This window comes from Bacillus sp. LUNF1 (assembly GCF_011008975.1).
Taxonomy (GTDB): domain Bacteria; phylum Bacillota; class Bacilli; order Bacillales; family Bacillaceae; genus Bacillus; species Bacillus velezensis.
The window spans coordinates 2,652,606-2,670,886 of the sequence record NZ_CP048876.1; the positions used below are offsets into that span (position 1 = coordinate 2,652,606).

The window sequence follows — 18,281 nt, forward strand, 5'->3', positions numbered from 1 at the left end:
AATCATCTTTTCCAAAAACCGCTGCCGTCATACATAAATGGGCATGCACCCCGCCCTTTCCCTTACATACGATACATAGAAAGGCGAATGTGAGGAGGAATTGCCCGTGAGAAAAAAATTCAATTCTTATTCGCTCCCCCAGTGGGCCAGACAGGTCCGCCTTGTATCCGCGCAAGTCATAATCCCGATTACGATCTTTCAGGGGATCAGGACGATTTTCTTTCCGACCACTTTTGATGTCCTGCTGCTTGCCATCCTGCTGTTTTTAGCGTGCGCCCTGCATTTGGAATGGATATAAAAAAACGAGTCCCGTTATGAAGAGGACTCGTTTTCCGCTTTTATTTTTTTCTCCCGTTCAATCTGATGAACCTTCATGAGAAAAGGCTCAACATTTTTCATCTGCCAAAACGCTCTTAATAATTGCGTGCACTCTTCTTTTTCAGAGCCCCTTTGGCCGGTCTGATACCGTTTCAGCACTTTGTACATGGCGGATGGATAAGCCATATAGCTGAGAAACAGGCTGATTTCCGCTTCACGGAGCGGGAATGATTTGTGATACGTATAAAACCAGTCCAGACATTCCGGGCATGCTTTCGGATAGCTTCTGAACATTCTGGAGTAAAAGCCGAGCAGGTCATTTTGCGGAGGGCCCAGCGCAGCTTTCTCGAAATTCGTGAAAAAGCCCGATCCCGCATCATTATACAGAAAGTGGCGGCTCGATAAGCTGCCGTGGTTGATCACCGCTCTCGTCTTGTCATGATCCTTTGCCGCGTCAAACCATTCTTCCAGACGTTCCAGAGCAAAATTGACGGCGGAAACCGTTTCTGTAAGATACGTAACAGCCTGCAGTTCAAAAGGTGAAAGATACCACTCTTTTTCCGCCCGGTCGGCGAATTGTTCATAGACAAGCTTATCATTTTCCCAATCTCTTTTCGTTGCTTCATAAAAGCCGCTGATATCTTCAGTCCGGATTTGGATGTCCCGCACAGTCGCAGAATGGAGCTTCGCGACCTCTTTAAAAAGGTAAACATGTTTTTGATCCCGTTCCTCTTCCTGATCGTACTGAAGCCAAGGCATTAAATAATAAGAATTCTCCGTCTGTCTTCCCGCAAAAAAATCGCCGGCATACGTGCGGCAGATCGGCACAAATGATCGGTAGCCTTTCTCCTCAATCTCAATCATAAGATCCGTAAATTCACTGCTGCGGGCCGGCTTGAGCTGTTTCAAAGCAAAAATGCCGTAGTTTGAGTAGACCTTCCAAACATGCGGGCTGACAGGCTCAATATACTCAGCCGCCAGCCCGTATTCCTGAAGCACTGATTGGACTGCTTCCATTCCATTCACCACATTTTTACGGCCTCTTTGTGCTTACGCATGGCTGTTATTATATTCAGGTATATACAGAAGCTGACCTTCTTCAAGCTCGTCATCAAACGATAAAGCATTCGTTCTGATGAGCTGCTGGGATGTTATGTCATATCGTTCACACACCCGGTCGATAGTATCTTGCTGCTGTACGATACAAATTTTCATTCTTGAAAACTTTTCTTCTTCCCTTGTAAATAATTTTGTCAAGTAATGAGAGTTGTCATTTTCCTTCTGCTCGGTTCCCGGTGCCGCTTCTTCATTCTTTCTTTCAGGCTTAAGCGGCTCAGGCTGTTCAGCTTGCGCCGGCTCCTCAGGCGGCAGTTTGGAAAACTGAAATGACAAATCGAGAGGCTTCCCGGTTTCCTCCTCCGGCGGCGCCATCTTCCTTACCTCAATTTCAAACCCTTCTTCATCCTGAGCCTCTTCTTCAAGCAGCTTAGGAGCGCTGTAAAACTCCTCTTCCTGCTGTTCCGGAACGAACTCGCGATAAACGGGCGCCTGCTCTTCTTGAAAAACCGCAGGCTCATCTTCGTCTTCTGCCGCCTCATGATCGCTCTGACGGAGAAGCGGCTCGGCCTCTGGCTGCTCTTCTTTTTGAAGGAAGGGCTGTTCCGCAATTTTTGGTTTTTCCGCATGCGGAGTCAGAGTGAACGCAGGGAAAACCGGTTCGATATCATCTTTTGGCTCTTCCTGGACTTCTGCTGAATCATCCTCAAATACAGGTTCATTCCTCACAGCCGACATGATTGCAGGCTCCTCAGCTTCTTCCGGCTCTTCTTCGTGTTGGAAGGAAACAGGAGGAGGAGGCTCAGTAAAGGAAACAGGTTTCGGCACCTCTTCCTGCTCCCTCAGAATCGGGGCAGTTTCTTGCTCTTCTTCTTCCTGCTCTCTCAAAATCGGGGCTGCTTCCTGTTCTTCTTCTTCCCGCTCCCTCAGAATCAGGGCTGCTTCCTGCTCTTCTTCTTCCCGTTCCCTCAGAATCGGGGCAGCTTCTTCCTCTTCTTCTTCCCGTTCCCTCAGAATCGGGGCTGCTTCCTGCTCTTCTTCCCGCTCCCTCAGAATCGGGGCTGCTTCCTGCTCTTCTTCTTCCCGTTCCCTCAGAATCGGGGCAGTTTCCTGCTCTTCTTCTTCCCGCTCCCTCAGAATCGGGGCAGTTTCCTGCTCTTCTTCCCGCTCCCTCAGAATCGGGGCTGCTTCCTGCTCTTCTTCCTCCCGTTCCCTCAGAATCGGGGCAGTTTCCTGCTCTTCTTCTTCCCGTTCCCTCAGAATCGGGACTGCTTCCTGCTCTTCTTCCCGCTCCCTCAGAATCGGGGCTGCTTCCTGCTCTTCTTCCTCCAGCCTGATTAAAGGCGGGATTTCTTCCTCGTTCTTCTCGGTTTCTTGTGCTGCTTCTTCTGATACAGTCAAAGGTATTTCAGGCTCATGGCGTATCATTAATTCTGGTTCGTTTTCGCCCTCAGAATGATGTCCGGCAAGATTGATCATTTCTTCTCTGGCAAATTCAGGCGCCACGTACAAAGGGATCTCCGGCTCTTTTGGCTCGGATTCCTCAAGCAGCCCTTCAATTGCCAAATCAGCTTGAATGGTTAAGATCCTTGAATCCGTCAGCTGATAATCAAAGGCATCAATAAATACGAAAACATCATTGAGGTGGCTCACTTTATTTTTCGGAATCGTAATGTCCACCGGGAAACAATGAATGAGCTCGGCCGTGCCATCCTCCCTCGCCCTCACTTCCTCTACATGCCTCAGCTCCCTATCAAGCTCTTCAAAATGACTGCTGTGATCTATGTTGTACTCGCCAGTAAGTTCTAGTGATCCTTTAATTGAGACATAATCATTTACTTCCTGCACCCTGATGTCAGGGTCTAATGAAATCGAAAGTAATTCAGAAACTTCCTGTCCTTTTTGGAAACAGATTGATTCTTCAACAGAAAATTGCAATCGGTGATTATGCGGCAAGTTCATATCCTCCTTTCATCTAATCCATACAATTAGATGTCACTAAAGGTGTATGCCGCAATCCGGGGAAATATGATAATGGAGGCATTGAAAAAAGCCGATACAAGTCTTGCTTGCATCGGCTTTTCTGTATCAGCGGCTGATCGCCTGGAACACTTTCTCAGCGGCTTGAATGGTATTTTCAATATCCTCCATTGTATGCGCAGTGGAGAGAAACAATCCTTCAAATTGAGACGGCGGCAGAAATACGCCTGCGTCAGCCATCCCTTTATAATATTTGGCGAACAGCTTTAAATCAGAAGATTTGGCTGCTTCATAGTTAATGACAGGCTCATTTGTGAAAAAGAAGCCGATCATTGAACCCGCCCGGTTAAACGTGTGCGGAATGCCATGTGCTTCAGCTGCTTTTGAAATGCCTTCTTCAAGCATATCGCCTTTTTTCACAAATTCTTGGTAAGATTCAGGTGTGAGCTGCTGTAACGTCTCAAGTCCCGCTGTCATGGCAAGAGGATTTCCTGACAATGTTCCCGCCTGGTAGATCGGACCGCTCGGCGCGATTCGTTCCATAATATCAGCTTTTCCGCCATACGCACCGACAGGAAGACCGCCGCCAATGACTTTGCCGAGACACGTTAAGTCAGGCGTCACGCCGAAATACCCTTGCGCACAGTTATAATCCACGCGAAAACCGGTCATGACCTCGTCAAAAATGAGCAGCGCGCCATACTGTTCCGTAATGTCGCGAAGTCCTTGTAAAAAGCCTTCCTGCGGCGGAACAACGCCCATATTGCCTGCTACCGGTTCAACAATGACCCCGGCAATATCTTCACCGTACTCCCGGAATGCGAGTGCAACGCTTTCCAAGTCGTTGTATGGAACAGTAATCGTATTCATTGCTATTCCTTCCGGCACGCCCGGGCTGTCCGGAAGGCCGAGTGTCGCCACTCCGGATCCCGCTTTGATCAGCAGCGAATCACCATGGCCGTGGTAACAGCCTTCGAATTTCAAAATTTTGTTGCGTCCGGTATATCCTCTTGCAAGACGCAGGGCGCTCATTGTCGCCTCTGTGCCGGAGCTGACCATCCGCACGATTTCAACAGACGGCACACGGTCAATGACCAATTTGGCCAGTTCGTTTTCCACTTCAGTAGATGCCCCGAAACTTGTCCCGTTCTCGGCTACTTTTTTCAGGCTTTCAACGACCCGGTCGTTCGTGTGGCCCAAAATGAGCGGCCCCCAGCTCAGGACGTAGTCGATATATTCATTGCCGTCAATATCAAAAATTTTCGATCCTTTTCCGCGCTGCATAAAGATCGGGTCCATATCAACTGATTTAAACGCGCGCACCGGGCTGTTCACTCCGCCCGGCATCAGTTTCTGCGCTTCTTTAAAAGCGGCTTTTGATTTTTCATAGCTTCTCATCTGCCTCAGCTCCCGTCAAATGAAATCGTTACTCAGCAAGCCATTTTGCTGCGTCTTTTGCATGATACGTCATAATCAGATCGGCTCCTGCACGTTTCATGCTCGTTAAAATTTCCAGCACCATTTCTTTTTCTTTAATCCAGCCGTTTTGGGCTGCCGCTTTCACCATGGAATACTCCCCGCTCACATTATATGCGACCAGCGGCAGGTGATGGCGGTTTTTCACATCACGCATAATATCTAAGTATGACATAGACGGTTTGACGATTAAAAAGTCAGCGCCTTCTGCCGCGTCTGATTCAGCCTCACGGAGCGCTTCCAAGCGGTTGGCCGGATCCATCTGATATGTTTTTCGGTCTCCGAACTGCGGCGTGCTGTCAGCCGCGTCGCGGAACGGACCGTAAAATTCACTTGAATATTTCACGGCATAAGACATGATCGGAATATTCGTGAATCCTTCTTTGTCGAGCGCTTCCCTGATCACTGTGACAAAACCGTCCATCATATTTGAAGGAGCGATGATGTCAGCGCCGGCTTTGGCCTGGCTGACGGCTGTCTGCGCCAGCAGCTCAAGCGACTCGTCATTTAAGATTTCTCCGTCTCTCACGACGCCGCAATGGCCGTGATCCGTGTATTCACAGAGGCATGTATCAGCGATTACGATCATTTCAGGATAATGCTTTTTAATTTCAGCAATCCCTTTCTGCACAATGCCGTGATCATGAAAAGCCTGGGTTCCGCAGGCGTCTTTTTCTTCCGGCACGCCGAAAACGATGACCGACTTAATGCCGAGCGATATCAGCTCAGCCATTTCATCCTTTAACAAATCGAGTGATACATGATAAACCCCCGGCATGGAAGGAACTTCTTTTTTTCCTTCGAGTCCTTCAACGACAAATAACGGGTAAATAAAATCTGAAGGGTGAAGACGTGTTTCTTTTACTAAATCTCTCATCGCAGCGTTCGCGCGCAAACGGCGGTGTCTGTTAAATGTTTGATTCATCATTATCAATCCTTTCCCGACATGCTGCACATGACGTCCAGCATGCCTTCAATCGTATAAGTGACAGGCACATGGGATGAGATCCCGTATTCCAAGAGCGCTTTCTCTGTCAAAGGGCCGATGCTGATATAGCTCGCACCGCTGTTTTCCCACGCTTTTTCCCCGTCTCCGACCGCGTGCATAAACGTATGCACCGCCGATGAGCTGGTAAACGTAATAAAATCAAAATGAGAGCGGGATGCAGCCAGTCTCAGCTCGTCCATGCCTTTTTCATCCTGAATGGTATTGTATAACACCCATTCCCTTATTTGATAGCCAAGCGGCTCAAGCTCCGCTTTTATGACATCGCGTGATAAATTGCCCTTTATCACTGAAATGGGTTCGGCAGCTGATGCGTGCCGTTTTAAAGTATCAGCCAGACATTCCGCCACATACTCGTCAGGCATCGCATCCGTCCGGGCTCCCCGCTCTTTCAGGGCGCGCGCAGTCTTTTCACCGACGGCTGCGATTTTTTTCCGTCCCGAAAGCGCAAGACCGTGACGATCAAGATAGGAAAAAAAGAACCGGACACCGTTTACGCTTGTAAACACAAGCCATCCCGGCTCAGAAAGGTCTTCCCGGAGACTGTCCGCACATTCATCCGGGAGTGCTTCCTGAAAAGCGATCAGCGAAGCGGAAACAGCCGTTCCGCCGAGCGCCTCTACTTTTTTTCGGAACGGTGCGGCCTGTCTTTTGTTCCGGGTGACAAGCACGGTCTTTCCTTGTAAAGGAAGGTCATTTGCCATCCTGATCGAGCTCCTGTTTTACACTGTCGATTAATGCTTTGGCTCCTTTTTCAGACATCATCGCCGCACAGCGTTTTCCGATTTCTTCCGGATCATGTCCCGCCGCTGTTTCTTTATAAATCGTCTTTCCGTCCGGAGACGCGACAAGACCGACCAATTCAACCTCATCCCGGTCATTGACGGACGCATACCCGGCTATCGGCACTTGGCAGCCGCCTTCCATCGCGTGTAAGAAAGCCCGTTCGGCTGCCACCGTGCGCTGCGTATACTCATCGGTAAATTGCGCAAACAGCTTCAAAAGCTCCTCATCCGACTCTCTGCATTCAATGGCAAGAGCGCCTTGGCCGACCGCAGGCAGACAGCGGTCCGGTTCGAGAAATTCAGATACGACATCATCTTTCCAGCCCATTCTCGAAAGCCCCGCAGCCGCTAAAATAATAGCATCGTAATCTTCCGTTTCAAGCTTTTGAAGTCTCGTATCGATATTGCCTCTGATCCACTTAATTGTAAGGTCAGGGCGTTCAGCAAGAATCTGGGCGCTTCTTCTTAAACTGCTGGTGCCGATGATGCCCCCTTCTTTTATGTCGTCCAGCTTTTGATGCCCCTTTGAAATCAGCGCATCACGCGGATCCTCACGTTTCGGTATGCAGCCTATGACAAGACCCTCAGGCAAAACGGCGGGCATGTCTTTCATGCTGTGAACCGCCATATCAATCTCCTGATGCAGCAGCGCCTGTTCAATCTCTTTGACAAACAAACCTTTGCCGCCCACTTTTGACAGCGTAACATCGAGGATGCGGTCGCCTTTTGTGACAATCTCCCGGATTTCAAAGTTATAGGAAGGGTTCAATTCCTTCAATTTGTTAATCACCCATTTTGTCTGGGTCATAGCCAGTTTGCTCCGTCTGGAACCTACCTTAATCGTTCTCATTTTCTTTCCTCCCGAATCTGTTTGGGCGCGTGCGTTAACTGAACCAATGGAATTGCGACAGGCTTCCGAGCAGGAAGTAATTAATCATCAGCACGAGAAAACATGCTGAATTCCATAACGCCGCCACTTTTCCCTGCAGTTCCTTAATCATTCTGATATATAAATAGTAGCTGTATAAAAGCAGCACAATAAACGAACCGAGCACTTTTGAATCAAACCAGTACAGCGTTTCCAGCGACACATACGCCCAGATCACGCCTAATATCAGGCTCAACAGCAGCATCGGAACCCCGATGACATTTAAAACGTAAGCCATATAATCAAGTTTTGACAAATCTTCAATTCTCAACAGCCATTTTCCCCACTTTTTCTTCTTTAATAAAGAATATTGAAACTGATAAAGAAGCGAAAAAACAAAAGAAAGGGAAAAAGCGCCGTAAGACAGAATCGCCATTGTAATATGAATGACCAAAAGCTCTGAGACCAGCTGGCCGGAAAAAGCGGCCGAATGCTGATCCGTCGGTGAAAACGTATGGATCGCAATCATCGAGAAACCGATGACATTCGTGAAAAACACGATAAAATCAACGCGCAGAATCTGCGTGACCACAAGTGAGAGCGTGACAAGCACCCACGCATAAAAGTAAAGGGCCTCCGTAATATTCAAGACCGGAAATCTGCCCGTCTGCCACATGAAATAAGAAAGATAGACGGTTTGCAGAGTCCAGACAATAGAAAGCAACCAGAAGGCCATTTTCCCAGCCTTCCGGTTGTGTTGAAGAAAATCTATAAAGTAAAAAAGGACGCTGACTGCATAAATAACAATTGTCGCTTCATTAAGTCTTGCCATTGCTGTATCAATCATACAGCCCTCACTCACTTACAAGCGGACGTAAGCCCGTTTTTGCTTCTGCCTTTTGAAACGAATGAACCGTCTGGCGGTTATCCAGGCTTTTGTCCAGCTGGCGGCCGGCCTCTTCCTCAATATCGAAAATCTGCATAAACAGCTTCAGCTTTTCATCTGAATCCGCTTCAGCCGCAAGCTCTTTCGCTTTCAGAATCGGGTCGCGCAACATTTGGTTAATGATGCTTTTCGTATGTTTGCTGAGAAGTTTTTTCTCTCTTACCGTCAGATGAGGCAGCTTACGCTCAATGCTCTGCATCGTATCGGACTGGATGGACAGCGCCTTTTCACGCAGCGCCGAAATGACCGGCACAACGCCGAGCGTATTAAGCCACTGCTTAAACTCAACAATTGCCGCTTCAATAAACAGCTCGACTTTTTCAGCGGTTTCACGGCGTTCTTGTAAGTTGGCTTCAACGATTCCTTCAAGGTCATCAATATCATACAGAAAAACACCTTCAAGATCGTTCAGCGCCGGATCGAGGTCCCTCGGCACAGCGATATCCACCATAAATAACGGGCGGCCTTTCCGCTGTCTGCCCGCTCTCTCCATCATTTCTTTAGACACGACGAAATCACTTGCGCCTGTCGAACTGATTAAAATATCAGCTTCAGCAAGTGCATGTTCAAGCTGGTTTAAGCTGCGCGCTTCTCCGGAGAAACGGTCAGCAAGCGCTTTTGCCTTCAAAAACGTTCTGTTGATGACCGTTACTTTGCCGATACCCTGACCGTGCAGGTTTTCTGCGGCGAGCTCGCCCATTTTTCCCGCACCGAGAATCAAAATGTGCTTATTTGACAATGAGCCGAAGATTTTTTTCGCGAGTTCAACGGCGGCGTAACTGACGGAAACGGCATTGGCGCCAATATCGGTTTCGGCATGCGTGCGTTTGCCGACGGTCACCGCCTGTTTAAACAGCTCATTGAAAATGGTGCCGATCGTCTTTTCTGCCTGCGCCGTTTTAAAGCTCGAGCGGACCTGGCCGAGTATTTGCGTTTCTCCGATGACCATGGAATCCAAACCGCACGCCACACGGAATAAATGCTCGATCGCCGCGTCGCTCTCATAAAATTTCAGAAACGGAGACAGCTCTTCTTTCGGCAGCGAGAACCATTCGGATAAAAATGTCTTTATATAATAACGGCCGGTATGAAGCTGGTCGACCACCGCATATATTTCGGTGCGGTTGCAGGTTGACACGATAATGTTTTCAAGAACGCTTTTTTCTTCTTTTAAACGGAGCATCGCTTCTGCAAGCTCATCCGGCTGAAAACTTATTTTTTCGCGTATTTCAATAGGGGCGGATTTATAATCTACTCCCACAACAAGAATATGCATCGCTTTCATGCACCCCCGTACATCGCAATTTATTTATAATCATTCTAACATAGAATTTATTATTTAGAATGATTATAACATAGTTTCTTCGGAAAAAATGTGAACAGATTTCAAAAATGTTGTGCTATAGTATAAAAAGCTCGTTTCCACTGTAATCATCATACTAAAAATCCTTTACTGCGGGTAGGTGACAGGATGAAAAAAACATCAATTTTATTACCGGGACTTCTGCTTGCCGCTTCATTATTCGCATGGCTTCAGAGCGGACAGGTTCACCTGTTTGCGAATCAGGGGGAATGGCCGGTGCTCCTTATGCTCTTGGGCGCCATGCTCTCGTACCAGGGCAAAAAGGAAGCGGCCGGGCCTCACGTCCTGATCGGCATGCTTCTTTTCGGCATAGGTTTACACTTTTTCGCCAAACCTGAGCTCTCATGGTGGCCGGGAGATTTTGAAATGATTCTCTTCGTCTTCGGATTCTCCTTATTTGCGGCAGCCAGAAAAGAATATGTATACGAAGCGGTTGCCATGATTGGTTTTTCCCTCTTTTTATACTTCTTTAAACAAATTACGGCATGGCTGGAGTCCGTCCATATTCCGACGGAACACTTCAAAACATACTGGCCGTATGTTTTCATCGGAATCAGCCTTTTATTATTGTTTATCAAGCGGAACAAAACTATACGATAAAACCCAAAACGCACTGCGTTTTGGGTTTTTCATTACCGGCTGATCATTTTTTTAATGGCTCCCCATGCTTCATCTTTGCCTTTTTTCGTTTCAGAGGAAAATAAAATCAGCTCATCTTCAGGATCCATATCAAGCGTCTGTTTGACAACCTTTAAGTGCTTGTCCCATTTTCCTTTTGGAATCTTATCCGCTTTTGTCGCGATAACGATGACGGGAATGCCGTAATACTTCAGGAATTCATACATGTTCACGTCTTCAGCAGACGGCGCGTGCCTGAGGTCGACAATCTGCACGCAGGCTTTCAGCTCTTCACGGGTCGTCATATAGGTTTCAATCATTCTCCCCCATGCTTCCCGCTCGCTTTTGGAAACTTTCGCAAATCCGTACCCGGGAACGTCGACAAAATGCAATTCATCATTGATGATGTAAAAGTTTAAGGTCTGTGTTTTCCCCGGTTTTGATGACGTTCTGGCCAAGTTTTTCCGATTGATTAATGAATTGATAAAAGATGACTTTCCTACATTTGATCTTCCCGCCAGCGCGATTTCCGGAAGCCCCCCATTAGGGTACTGTTCGGGTTTGACCGCGCTGATCACGATTTCTGACTTTGTGACTTTCATTTCTTCTCTCCTACTAAGGCATGTTCCAAAACGTCATCCAGGTGAGAAACGAATATAAACTTCAGTCCTTCTCTGACGCTTTCCGGAATATCCTCTATATCTTTTTCGTTATCTTTAGGCGCAATAATAGTAGTCAGGCCCGCTCTGTGCGCACCGAGCGCCTTTTCTTTCAGTCCGCCGATCGGAAGCACGCGGCCCCGCAGCGTGATTTCTCCCGTCATACCGACTTCGCGTTTTACCGCACGGTCCGTTAATGCTGAAACGAGCGCCGTGGCCATCGTAATTCCGGCAGAAGGGCCGTCTTTCGGCACCGCTCCTTCAGGGACATGGATATGAATGTCATACTTCTCATGGAATTTCGGGTCGATTCCGAACTGTTCCGCTTTCGAGCGGACATAACTGAAAGCGGCCTGCGCTGATTCCCGCATGACATCTCCTAGCTTCCCGGTCAGAATCAGCTTTCCTTTTCCCGGCGACAATGACACTTCGATTGACAGCGTATCTCCGCCGACCGTCGTATACGCGAGCCCCGTGACAACCCCGATTTGATCTTCGGTTTCCGCCTGTCCGTATCTGAATATCCGTTTTCCGAGATAGTCGGCCAGATTTTTCTCTGTAACGGTAATGCGTTTTCTCTCCTCAGACACAATGGCTTTTGCAGCCTTTCGGCAAATGGCGGCAATCTGGCGTTCAAGCGTTCTCACGCCGGCTTCCCTCGTATAGTAGCGGATGATGTCCGTAATCGCCTGATCCCGAATCTGCAGGTTGCTCTTTGTGAGCCCGTGCTCTTTGATTTGTTTCGGAAGCAGGTGGTCTTTCACGATCTCCAGCTTTTCGTTTTCAGTGTAGCCTGACAGGCTGATAATCTCCATTCTGTCTCTGAGAGGTCCCGGTATGGAAGCAAGGTTATTCGCAGTCGCGATAAACAGCACTTTCGATAAATCGAACGTCTCTTCAATATAGTGGTCGCTGAATGTGCTGTTTTGTTCCGGATCCAGCACCTCAAGCATCGCTGAAGACGGATCGCCTCTGAAATCAGACGACATTTTGTCGATCTCATCCAGGAGAAAGACCGGATTTTGTTTGCCGGCTTTTTTCATCCCCTGTATAATACGGCCCGGCATCGCTCCGACGTATGTGCGCCGGTGCCCGCGGATTTCAGACTCATCGCGCACTCCGCCCAGTGAAATTCTCACAAAACGGCGCCCCATGCTCGTACTGATTGATTTTGCAAGAGATGTTTTACCGACTCCCGGAGGTCCGGCCAGACAAAGAATCGGCCCTTTCAGCGTTTTCGTCAGCTGTTTCACGGCCAAATACTCCAAAATCCGCTCTTTCACTTTCTCTAAGCCGTGGTGCTCTTTATCTAAGATTTCCCCGGCTTTTTTAATATCAAGTTTATCTTCTGTTTCATCCGACCACGGAAGGGCGATGAGCCAGTCAATATAGTTGCGGATAACAGAGCTTTCCGCTGAGCTTGACGGCACTTTTTCGTAACGGCTTAATTCCTTAAGCGCCGTTTCTTTGACACGCTCAGGCATGCCTGCTTCTTCTATCTTTTCCGTGAGCGACTGAACTTCGCCGGTTTTTCCTTCTTTGTCGCCAAGCTCCTTCTGAATGGCTTTCATCTGTTCACGCAAGTAGTATTCCTTTTGAGTGCGTTCCATCGAACGTTTGACGCGCTGACCGATTTTTTTCTCAATCTCCAGCACTTCTTTTTCGTTATGAATGGAACGGATGACCTTATTCAGACGTTCTTTAATATCCGCCGTTTCTAAAATGTCCTGCTTGTCCTTTAATTTCAGCGGGAGATGAGAAGCGACGATATCCGCCATTCTGCCGGGCTCTTCAATATCAGTCACAGCCGCATACGTTTCTGCGGAGATTTTTTTAGAAATTTTTATGTACTGGTCAAAATGGTCCAGCAGCGTCCGCATAAGCGCTTCGTCTTCCACGTCTTTTGAATCATCCTCATGCATCAGCTGTATATCGACCGAAGTATAATCTTCGAGCTCGGTGTATTCAAGGATCTGCGCCCGCTGAATTCCTTCTACAAGCACTCTGATCGTACCGTTGGGCAGCTTCAGCATCTGTTTAATTTTTGTATAAGTGCCGACGGCGAAAATATCCTCTTCACCCGGTTCGTCTATCGAAATATCCTGCTGAGTGGCTAAAAAAATCATATGATCATGCATCATTGCCTGTTCAAGAGCCTGAACCGACTTGTCACGGCCTACATCTAAATGTAAAACCATTGTCGGGTATACCAATAAGCCTCTTAAAGGGAGGAGCGGGATGCTGCGTTTTGTATCTTCTGCCATGTGACTGACACCTCCGTGACTTTAGTATGAACCATTATAATACAACTTTTTCATCGTTGTACAATTCCGGGATCGGGCAAAATCGGCTTATCCGCCTGCCCTGTATATAAAACAGTCTCTTCGTAGTATACCCTTTCTTTCTGTTCTGAAAAAGGAAAAGATGTCCTCCATAAAAAAACCCCATTATAAAAATGGGGTTTATACGGATTCTTTATTCATTTGGATATCAAACGGTTTTTGTTCAGAAGGAGGGTCAACCAATATGACGTCCAGCACTTCCTGGAACGTTTTTACCGCTTTAATGGTGATTCCGTCTATTCGTTTCAGAATGGACTGCTGATTTTCATATGGGATAATGACCGTTTTTGCTCCGGCCTGTTTTGCGGCTTTAATTTTCGGAATGACGCCGCCGATCGGTTTGACAAGCCCCGTCAGGCTGATTTCTCCCGTCATCGCCACCGTATGGTCGATCGGGATGCGGTGAATCGCGGAAAAAATCCCCGCGGCCATCGCGATACCTGCTGAAGGTCCGTCAATCGGGCCTCCGCCCGGAAAATTGACGTGAATGTCATAGTCTGAAGGTTTGATGCCCATTGTGCGCAGAACCGTCAGAACATTTTCCACAGATCCCTTCGCCATGCTTTTGCGGCGGATCGACTTCGATTGGCTGCCGATGCTTTCTTCCTCTGCAATTCCCGTGATATTCAGGCTTCCTTTGTCCTGCGCAGGTGTGACATTCACTTCGATTTCCAGCAATGCGCCGCTGTTCGGCCCGTAGACAGCAAGTCCGTTCACGATGCCGACTTGCGGTTCATCGGCGATTTTCTGCTCATTTTTAGGTGTAAGCTGACTGGAATGAACAACCCATTCTATATCTTCTGTCGTAATTTCTTGTCTGTCCTCAGTCACCGCCATGCCGGCGGCGATCTGGATCATATTGACGGCTTCACGTCCGTTTCTCGTATATGTGGTCAGCACACTGAGAGCTTCGTCAGAAATCTCTTTCTGAATTTTGTCGGCTGCTTTTTTCGCAACGATTTTAAGTTCATCCTTTTCCAGCTCGCGGAAAAATACTTCAAGACAGCGCGAACGGATGGCCGGCGGAATTTCATTCGGCATTCTCGTTGTCGCTCCGATCAAACGGAAATCTGCCGGAAGCCCATTTTGAAAAATATCATGAATGTGATTCGGTATTTGCGTATTTTCTTCACTGTAATACGCACTGTCTAAAAATACTTTTCGATCTTCAAGCACCTTCAGCATTTTATTCATCTGAATCGGATGAAGCTCACCGATTTCATCAATAAACAATACCCCGCCGTGAGCATGGGTCACAGCCCCCTGTTTCGGCTGCGGAATGCCTGCTTGGCCCATCGCACCCGCTCCCTGATAAATCGGATCATGCACTGAACCGATAAGCGGATCGGCAATCCCCCGTTCATCAAACCGCGCGGTCGTCGCATCAAGTTCAACAAAAACAGCCTGCTTTTGAAACGGTGACTGTTTATGTTTTTTCGCTTCTTCCAATACCAGCCGCGCCGCAGCCGTTTTTCCGACTCCCGGAGGACCGTAAATAATGACGTGCTGCGGGTTCGGTCCGCAAAGCGCTGCTTTTAACGCTTTAATTCCGTCTTCCTGGCCGACAATGTCCTGAAAGCTTTTCGGCCGCACCTTTTCTGATAAAGGTTCTGATAAACTGATGGCGCGCATTTTGCGCAGCTGTTCCATTTCTTTTTTTGATTCTTTATCTATCGTCACTTTTTGTGTACGCTGGTTTTTGAGCAGATTCCAAAAATATAATCCGATGACTATCCCGAAAAACAGCTGTACAAATAATGCGATCCCTGTCCAACTCATGCTGGTCCCTCCTGAAAAAACAATTTATGTATCCAATTCATTCCTCTGTCCGCTAGTATCTCCCAGCAAAGCCCGGAATAAACATTTTCAGAAGGGTCAGGACAAGAAAAAAACCTCCTGATCAATTCGAGTCAGGAGGTTTTGTCATGTTATGCTGATGTTTTATCTTGGCCGACAACTGTGCCGTCTTTTAATACAAGACGCGGTGCTTCACCGTCTGCGACTGTCGCTCCGGTAATGACACATTTTTCAATATCATCGCGGGACGGCAGATCAAACATCACGTCAAGCATGATGCCTTCAATGATAGAACGCAGGCCGCGTGCGCCTGTTTTACGCTCGATCGCTTTTTTCGCAATTTCAGATAATGCCTCGTCTTCAAATTCAAGCTCGACATCATCAAGTTCTAACATTTTCTTGTATTGTTTGACGAGTGCGTTTTTCGGTTTAGTCAGAATTTCAACCAGTGCCGTTTCGTCAAGCTGCTCAAGGCTTGCAATGACAGGAAGACGGCCGATGAATTCAGGAATCAGACCGAAACGGAGCAAGTCTTCCGGAAGAACTTTAGAAAGCAGTTCTTCTTTTTCCAGGTCTGCCGCTTTATTATCTGAGCCGAAACCGATGACTTTTTGTCCGAGACGGCGTTTGATAATTTGTTCAATGCCGTCAAATGCACCGCCGCAAATGAACAGAATATTCGTCGTATCGATCTGGATGAATTCCTGATGTGGATGTTTGCGTCCTCCTTGAGGCGGCACGCTTGCAACCGTTCCTTCAAGAATTTTCAGCAGCGCCTGCTGAACGCCTTCGCCTGATACGTCGCGTGTAATGGACGGGTTTTCAGATTTTCGCGCTACTTTATCGATTTCATCGATATAAATAATGCCTTTTTCTGCTTTTTCCACATCATAGTCTGCTGCCTGAATCAGCTTGAGGAGGATGTTTTCTACGTCCTCACCGACATATCCGGCTTCAGTCAGAGATGTAGCGTCCGCGATCGCAAACGGCACGTTCAGAATACGCGCAAGCGTCTGGGCAAGAAGTGTTTTCCCGCTTCCAGTCGGTCCGATTAAAGAAATATTACTTTTAGAAAGCTCGACATCATCCACTTTACTGTTGGAATTGATGCGTTTGTAATGGTTGTATACCGCAACCGCAAGTGATTTCTTCGCCTGATCCTGTCCGATGACATATTCATTCAGAATCTCACGGATTTCCTGCGGCTTCGGAACGTCTTTAAATTCGACTTCTTCTTCCGTACCAAGCTCTTCCTCTACGATTTCTGTACAGAGCTCAATACATTCGTCGCATATATATACACCCGGTCCTGCAACCAGCTTACGAACCTGATCTTGCGTTTTTCCGCAGAACGAGCATTTCAATTGTCCTTTTTCCTCGTTGAATTTAAACATTCTTTCACCCCTTAATCTTGTCTCACTTTTTCTTTTACCTGAAGGGCAAAAGAAAACGGTTCTTGCTACGATCGAGTATGTATTGCATTTTACCATACTTTCCAGTAAGACGGTAACAATGTGTTTCGCACTTGCACATTCTATATGTATGACGAAAAACAGCCCGGCAATGACTATCTTGCCCCAAGAAAAAGAGTTATATCATAATTGTACAAAACAAGGCACGAATTAATCGCGCCCTGTTTTATTATGTCTATTATTATGAACCATATTAACGGTTTTCTACAAGAAAATCAATTGCTTTTCGAACTTTTAAATCTTCTTTCATCGCGTCAGTTGAACCGATTGCCTGCTTGATGTTTTCAACCGGCATGTTGTAAGCTTCAGCCATTTTAGTCAGCTCAGCTTCAACTTCTTCGTCTGTTACTTCAAGGTTTTCAGCTTGAGCGATCGCTTCAAGAGTCAGGTTTGATTTTACGCGTTTTGCGGCATCTTCTTTCATTTGCTCTTTTAACGCGTTTTCGTCTTGGCCTGAGAATTGAGTGTAAAGCTCAAGGTTCATGCCTTGCATTTGCAGACGCTGTTCGAATTCTTTCAGCATGCGGTCAAGCTCAGTGTCGATCATCGCTTGAGGAACATCAGCTTCAGCGTTTTCAGATGCTTTCAGAACAAGCTCTTCACGCAATTTAGCGTCAGCTTCGTTTTCTTTTGCTTCTTCAAGGCGTTTTTTTGTTTTCTCAGTTAATTCAGCAAGCGTTTCAACTTCTTCGTCAATGTCTTTTGCGAATTCGTCGTTAAGCTCAGGAAGCTCTTTCGCTTTGATTTCATGAATTTTCACTTTGAAAACAGCCGGTTTTCCAGCAAGCTCTTCAGCGTGGTACTCTTCAGGGAATGTTACTTCAACATCCTTTTCAGCTCCTGCTTCAAGGCCTGTTAACTGCTCTTCGAAGCCCGGGATGAATGAACCTGATCCTACTTCAAGTGAGTAGTTCTCAGCTTTTCCGCCTTCAAACGCTTCGCCGTCAACAAAACCTTCGAAGTCAAGAACGACTGTATCGCCGTTTTCAACAGCGCCTTCTTCTTTCACGACAAGCTCAGCCTGACGCTCTTGAAGCGCTTTAAGTTCGTTTTGTACATCTTCGTCAGTAACGGCAGTGTCATCTTTTTCGATTCCTAAGCCTTTGTAGTCGCCAAGTTTCACTTCCGGTTTTACAGTCACTTTTGCAGTGAAAATCAAGCTTTCGCCTTTTTCGATTTTTTCAACATCGATTTCAGGGCGGTCTACAGGTTCAATGCCGGCTTCTTCAACCGCTTTAGGGTATTCTACAGGAAGTAAAATATCTAAAGCATCCTGGTAAAGAGCTTCAACGCCGAAACGCTGTTCGAATAAACCGCGGGGAACTTTCCCTTTACGGAATCCAGGAATAGAAACCTGTTTTACTACTTTTTTAAATGCATCATCAAGAGCTGTTTTGAACGTATCCGCATCAACTTCAACCGTTAATACGCCTTCGTTGCCTTCTTGTTTTTCCCATTTTACAGACATGTGTTTCCCTCCAAAAATCTATTCAGGTTGTGTCGGTCTTCCATTCTAAAGCAATCCGCGGCTTTGTCAAAGAAAAAACCGCTTTGAATCAGAATCATTATGTAATGAACTGGCAGCCTGTCCAACC

The 18,281-nt window shown here is 47.1% G+C and carries 15 protein-coding genes; 2 read left to right on the forward strand and 13 right to left on the reverse strand.

Going from position 1 to position 18,281, the window contains the following annotated elements; all coding sequences use genetic code 11:
* Positions 1-106: 106 nt before the first annotated feature.
* On the forward strand, positions 107-298 hold the full coding sequence (locus G4O42_RS12850) for a hypothetical protein (protein WP_007612879.1): 192 nt from the start codon (positions 107-109) through the stop codon (positions 296-298).
* Between the two features lie 14 nt (positions 299-312).
* Here the strand turns inward: G4O42_RS12850 and ysxE are convergent, their stop codons facing one another.
* The 8 genes from ysxE to hemA form a co-directional block, all read right to left on the reverse strand.
* Complete coding sequence (gene ysxE, locus G4O42_RS12855) at positions 313-1,335, reverse strand: spore coat protein YsxE (RefSeq protein WP_012118110.1); 1,023 nt, start codon at positions 1,333-1,335, stop codon at positions 313-315.
* 33 nt (positions 1,336-1,368) lie between these two features.
* Positions 1,369-3,330, reverse strand: coding sequence for a LysM peptidoglycan-binding domain-containing protein (locus G4O42_RS12860; protein ID WP_032873802.1), 1,962 nt, complete (start codon positions 3,328-3,330; stop codon positions 1,369-1,371).
* A gap of 132 nt (positions 3,331-3,462) precedes the next feature.
* Positions 3,463-4,752: a glutamate-1-semialdehyde 2,1-aminomutase gene (hemL, locus tag G4O42_RS12865; protein WP_032873800.1), complete on the reverse strand. Its 1,290-nt coding sequence runs from the start codon at positions 4,750-4,752 to the stop codon at positions 3,463-3,465.
* Positions 4,753-4,780: 28 nt separating this feature from the next.
* A complete protein-coding gene (gene hemB / locus G4O42_RS12870; protein ID WP_029326045.1) occupies positions 4,781-5,755 on the reverse strand; it encodes a porphobilinogen synthase in 975 nt (324 codons plus the stop codon).
* Between the two features lie 5 nt (positions 5,756-5,760).
* Positions 5,761-6,540 (reverse strand): uroporphyrinogen-III synthase, encoded by a 780-nt coding sequence (locus G4O42_RS12875; protein WP_032873798.1) that lies wholly within the window; start codon positions 6,538-6,540, stop codon positions 5,761-5,763.
* Entirely contained in the window at positions 6,530-7,471 is a 942-nt protein-coding gene (gene hemC, locus G4O42_RS12880; protein ID WP_007408155.1) for a hydroxymethylbilane synthase, read from the reverse strand. Before hemC ends, G4O42_RS12875 begins: the two co-directional genes overlap by 11 nt.
* Positions 7,472-7,505: 34 nt before the next feature.
* Complete coding sequence (locus G4O42_RS12885; RefSeq protein WP_007408154.1) at positions 7,506-8,336, reverse strand: cytochrome c biogenesis protein; 831 nt, start codon at positions 8,334-8,336, stop codon at positions 7,506-7,508.
* Between the two features lie 7 nt (positions 8,337-8,343).
* Complete coding sequence (gene hemA, locus G4O42_RS12890) at positions 8,344-9,711, reverse strand: glutamyl-tRNA reductase (RefSeq protein ID WP_003152628.1); 1,368 nt, start codon at positions 9,709-9,711, stop codon at positions 8,344-8,346.
* A gap of 195 nt (positions 9,712-9,906) precedes the next feature.
* On the opposite strand from hemA, the gene G4O42_RS12895 reads away from it, so the two are divergent.
* A complete protein-coding gene (locus G4O42_RS12895; RefSeq protein WP_032873795.1) occupies positions 9,907-10,398 on the forward strand; it encodes a hypothetical protein in 492 nt (163 codons plus the stop codon).
* A gap of 32 nt (positions 10,399-10,430) precedes the next feature.
* Here G4O42_RS12895 and yihA read toward each other — a convergent pair whose 3' ends face one another.
* From yihA to tig, 5 genes are all read right to left on the reverse strand, one after another.
* A complete protein-coding gene (yihA, locus tag G4O42_RS12900; protein ID WP_007612895.1) occupies positions 10,431-11,018 on the reverse strand; it encodes a ribosome biogenesis GTP-binding protein YihA/YsxC in 588 nt (195 codons plus the stop codon).
* Positions 11,015-13,339 carry an endopeptidase La gene (gene lon, locus G4O42_RS12905; RefSeq protein WP_007612896.1) on the reverse strand — a complete coding sequence of 775 codons (2,325 nt, stop codon included), beginning with the start codon at positions 13,337-13,339 and terminating at the stop codon, positions 11,015-11,017. The genes yihA and lon overlap by 4 nt, the downstream gene beginning before the upstream one ends.
* 198 nt (positions 13,340-13,537) lie before the next feature.
* Complete coding sequence (lonB, locus tag G4O42_RS12910; protein WP_007612897.1) at positions 13,538-15,196, reverse strand: ATP-dependent protease LonB; 1,659 nt, start codon at positions 15,194-15,196, stop codon at positions 13,538-13,540.
* A gap of 149 nt (positions 15,197-15,345) precedes the next feature.
* A complete protein-coding gene (gene clpX / locus G4O42_RS12915; RefSeq protein WP_007408149.1) occupies positions 15,346-16,608 on the reverse strand; it encodes an ATP-dependent protease ATP-binding subunit ClpX in 1,263 nt (420 codons plus the stop codon).
* Positions 16,609-16,879: 271 nt separating this feature from the next.
* Entirely contained in the window at positions 16,880-18,154 is a 1,275-nt protein-coding gene (tig, locus tag G4O42_RS12920; RefSeq protein ID WP_003152618.1) for a trigger factor, read from the reverse strand.
* Between the last annotated feature and the right edge of the window lie 127 nt (positions 18,155-18,281).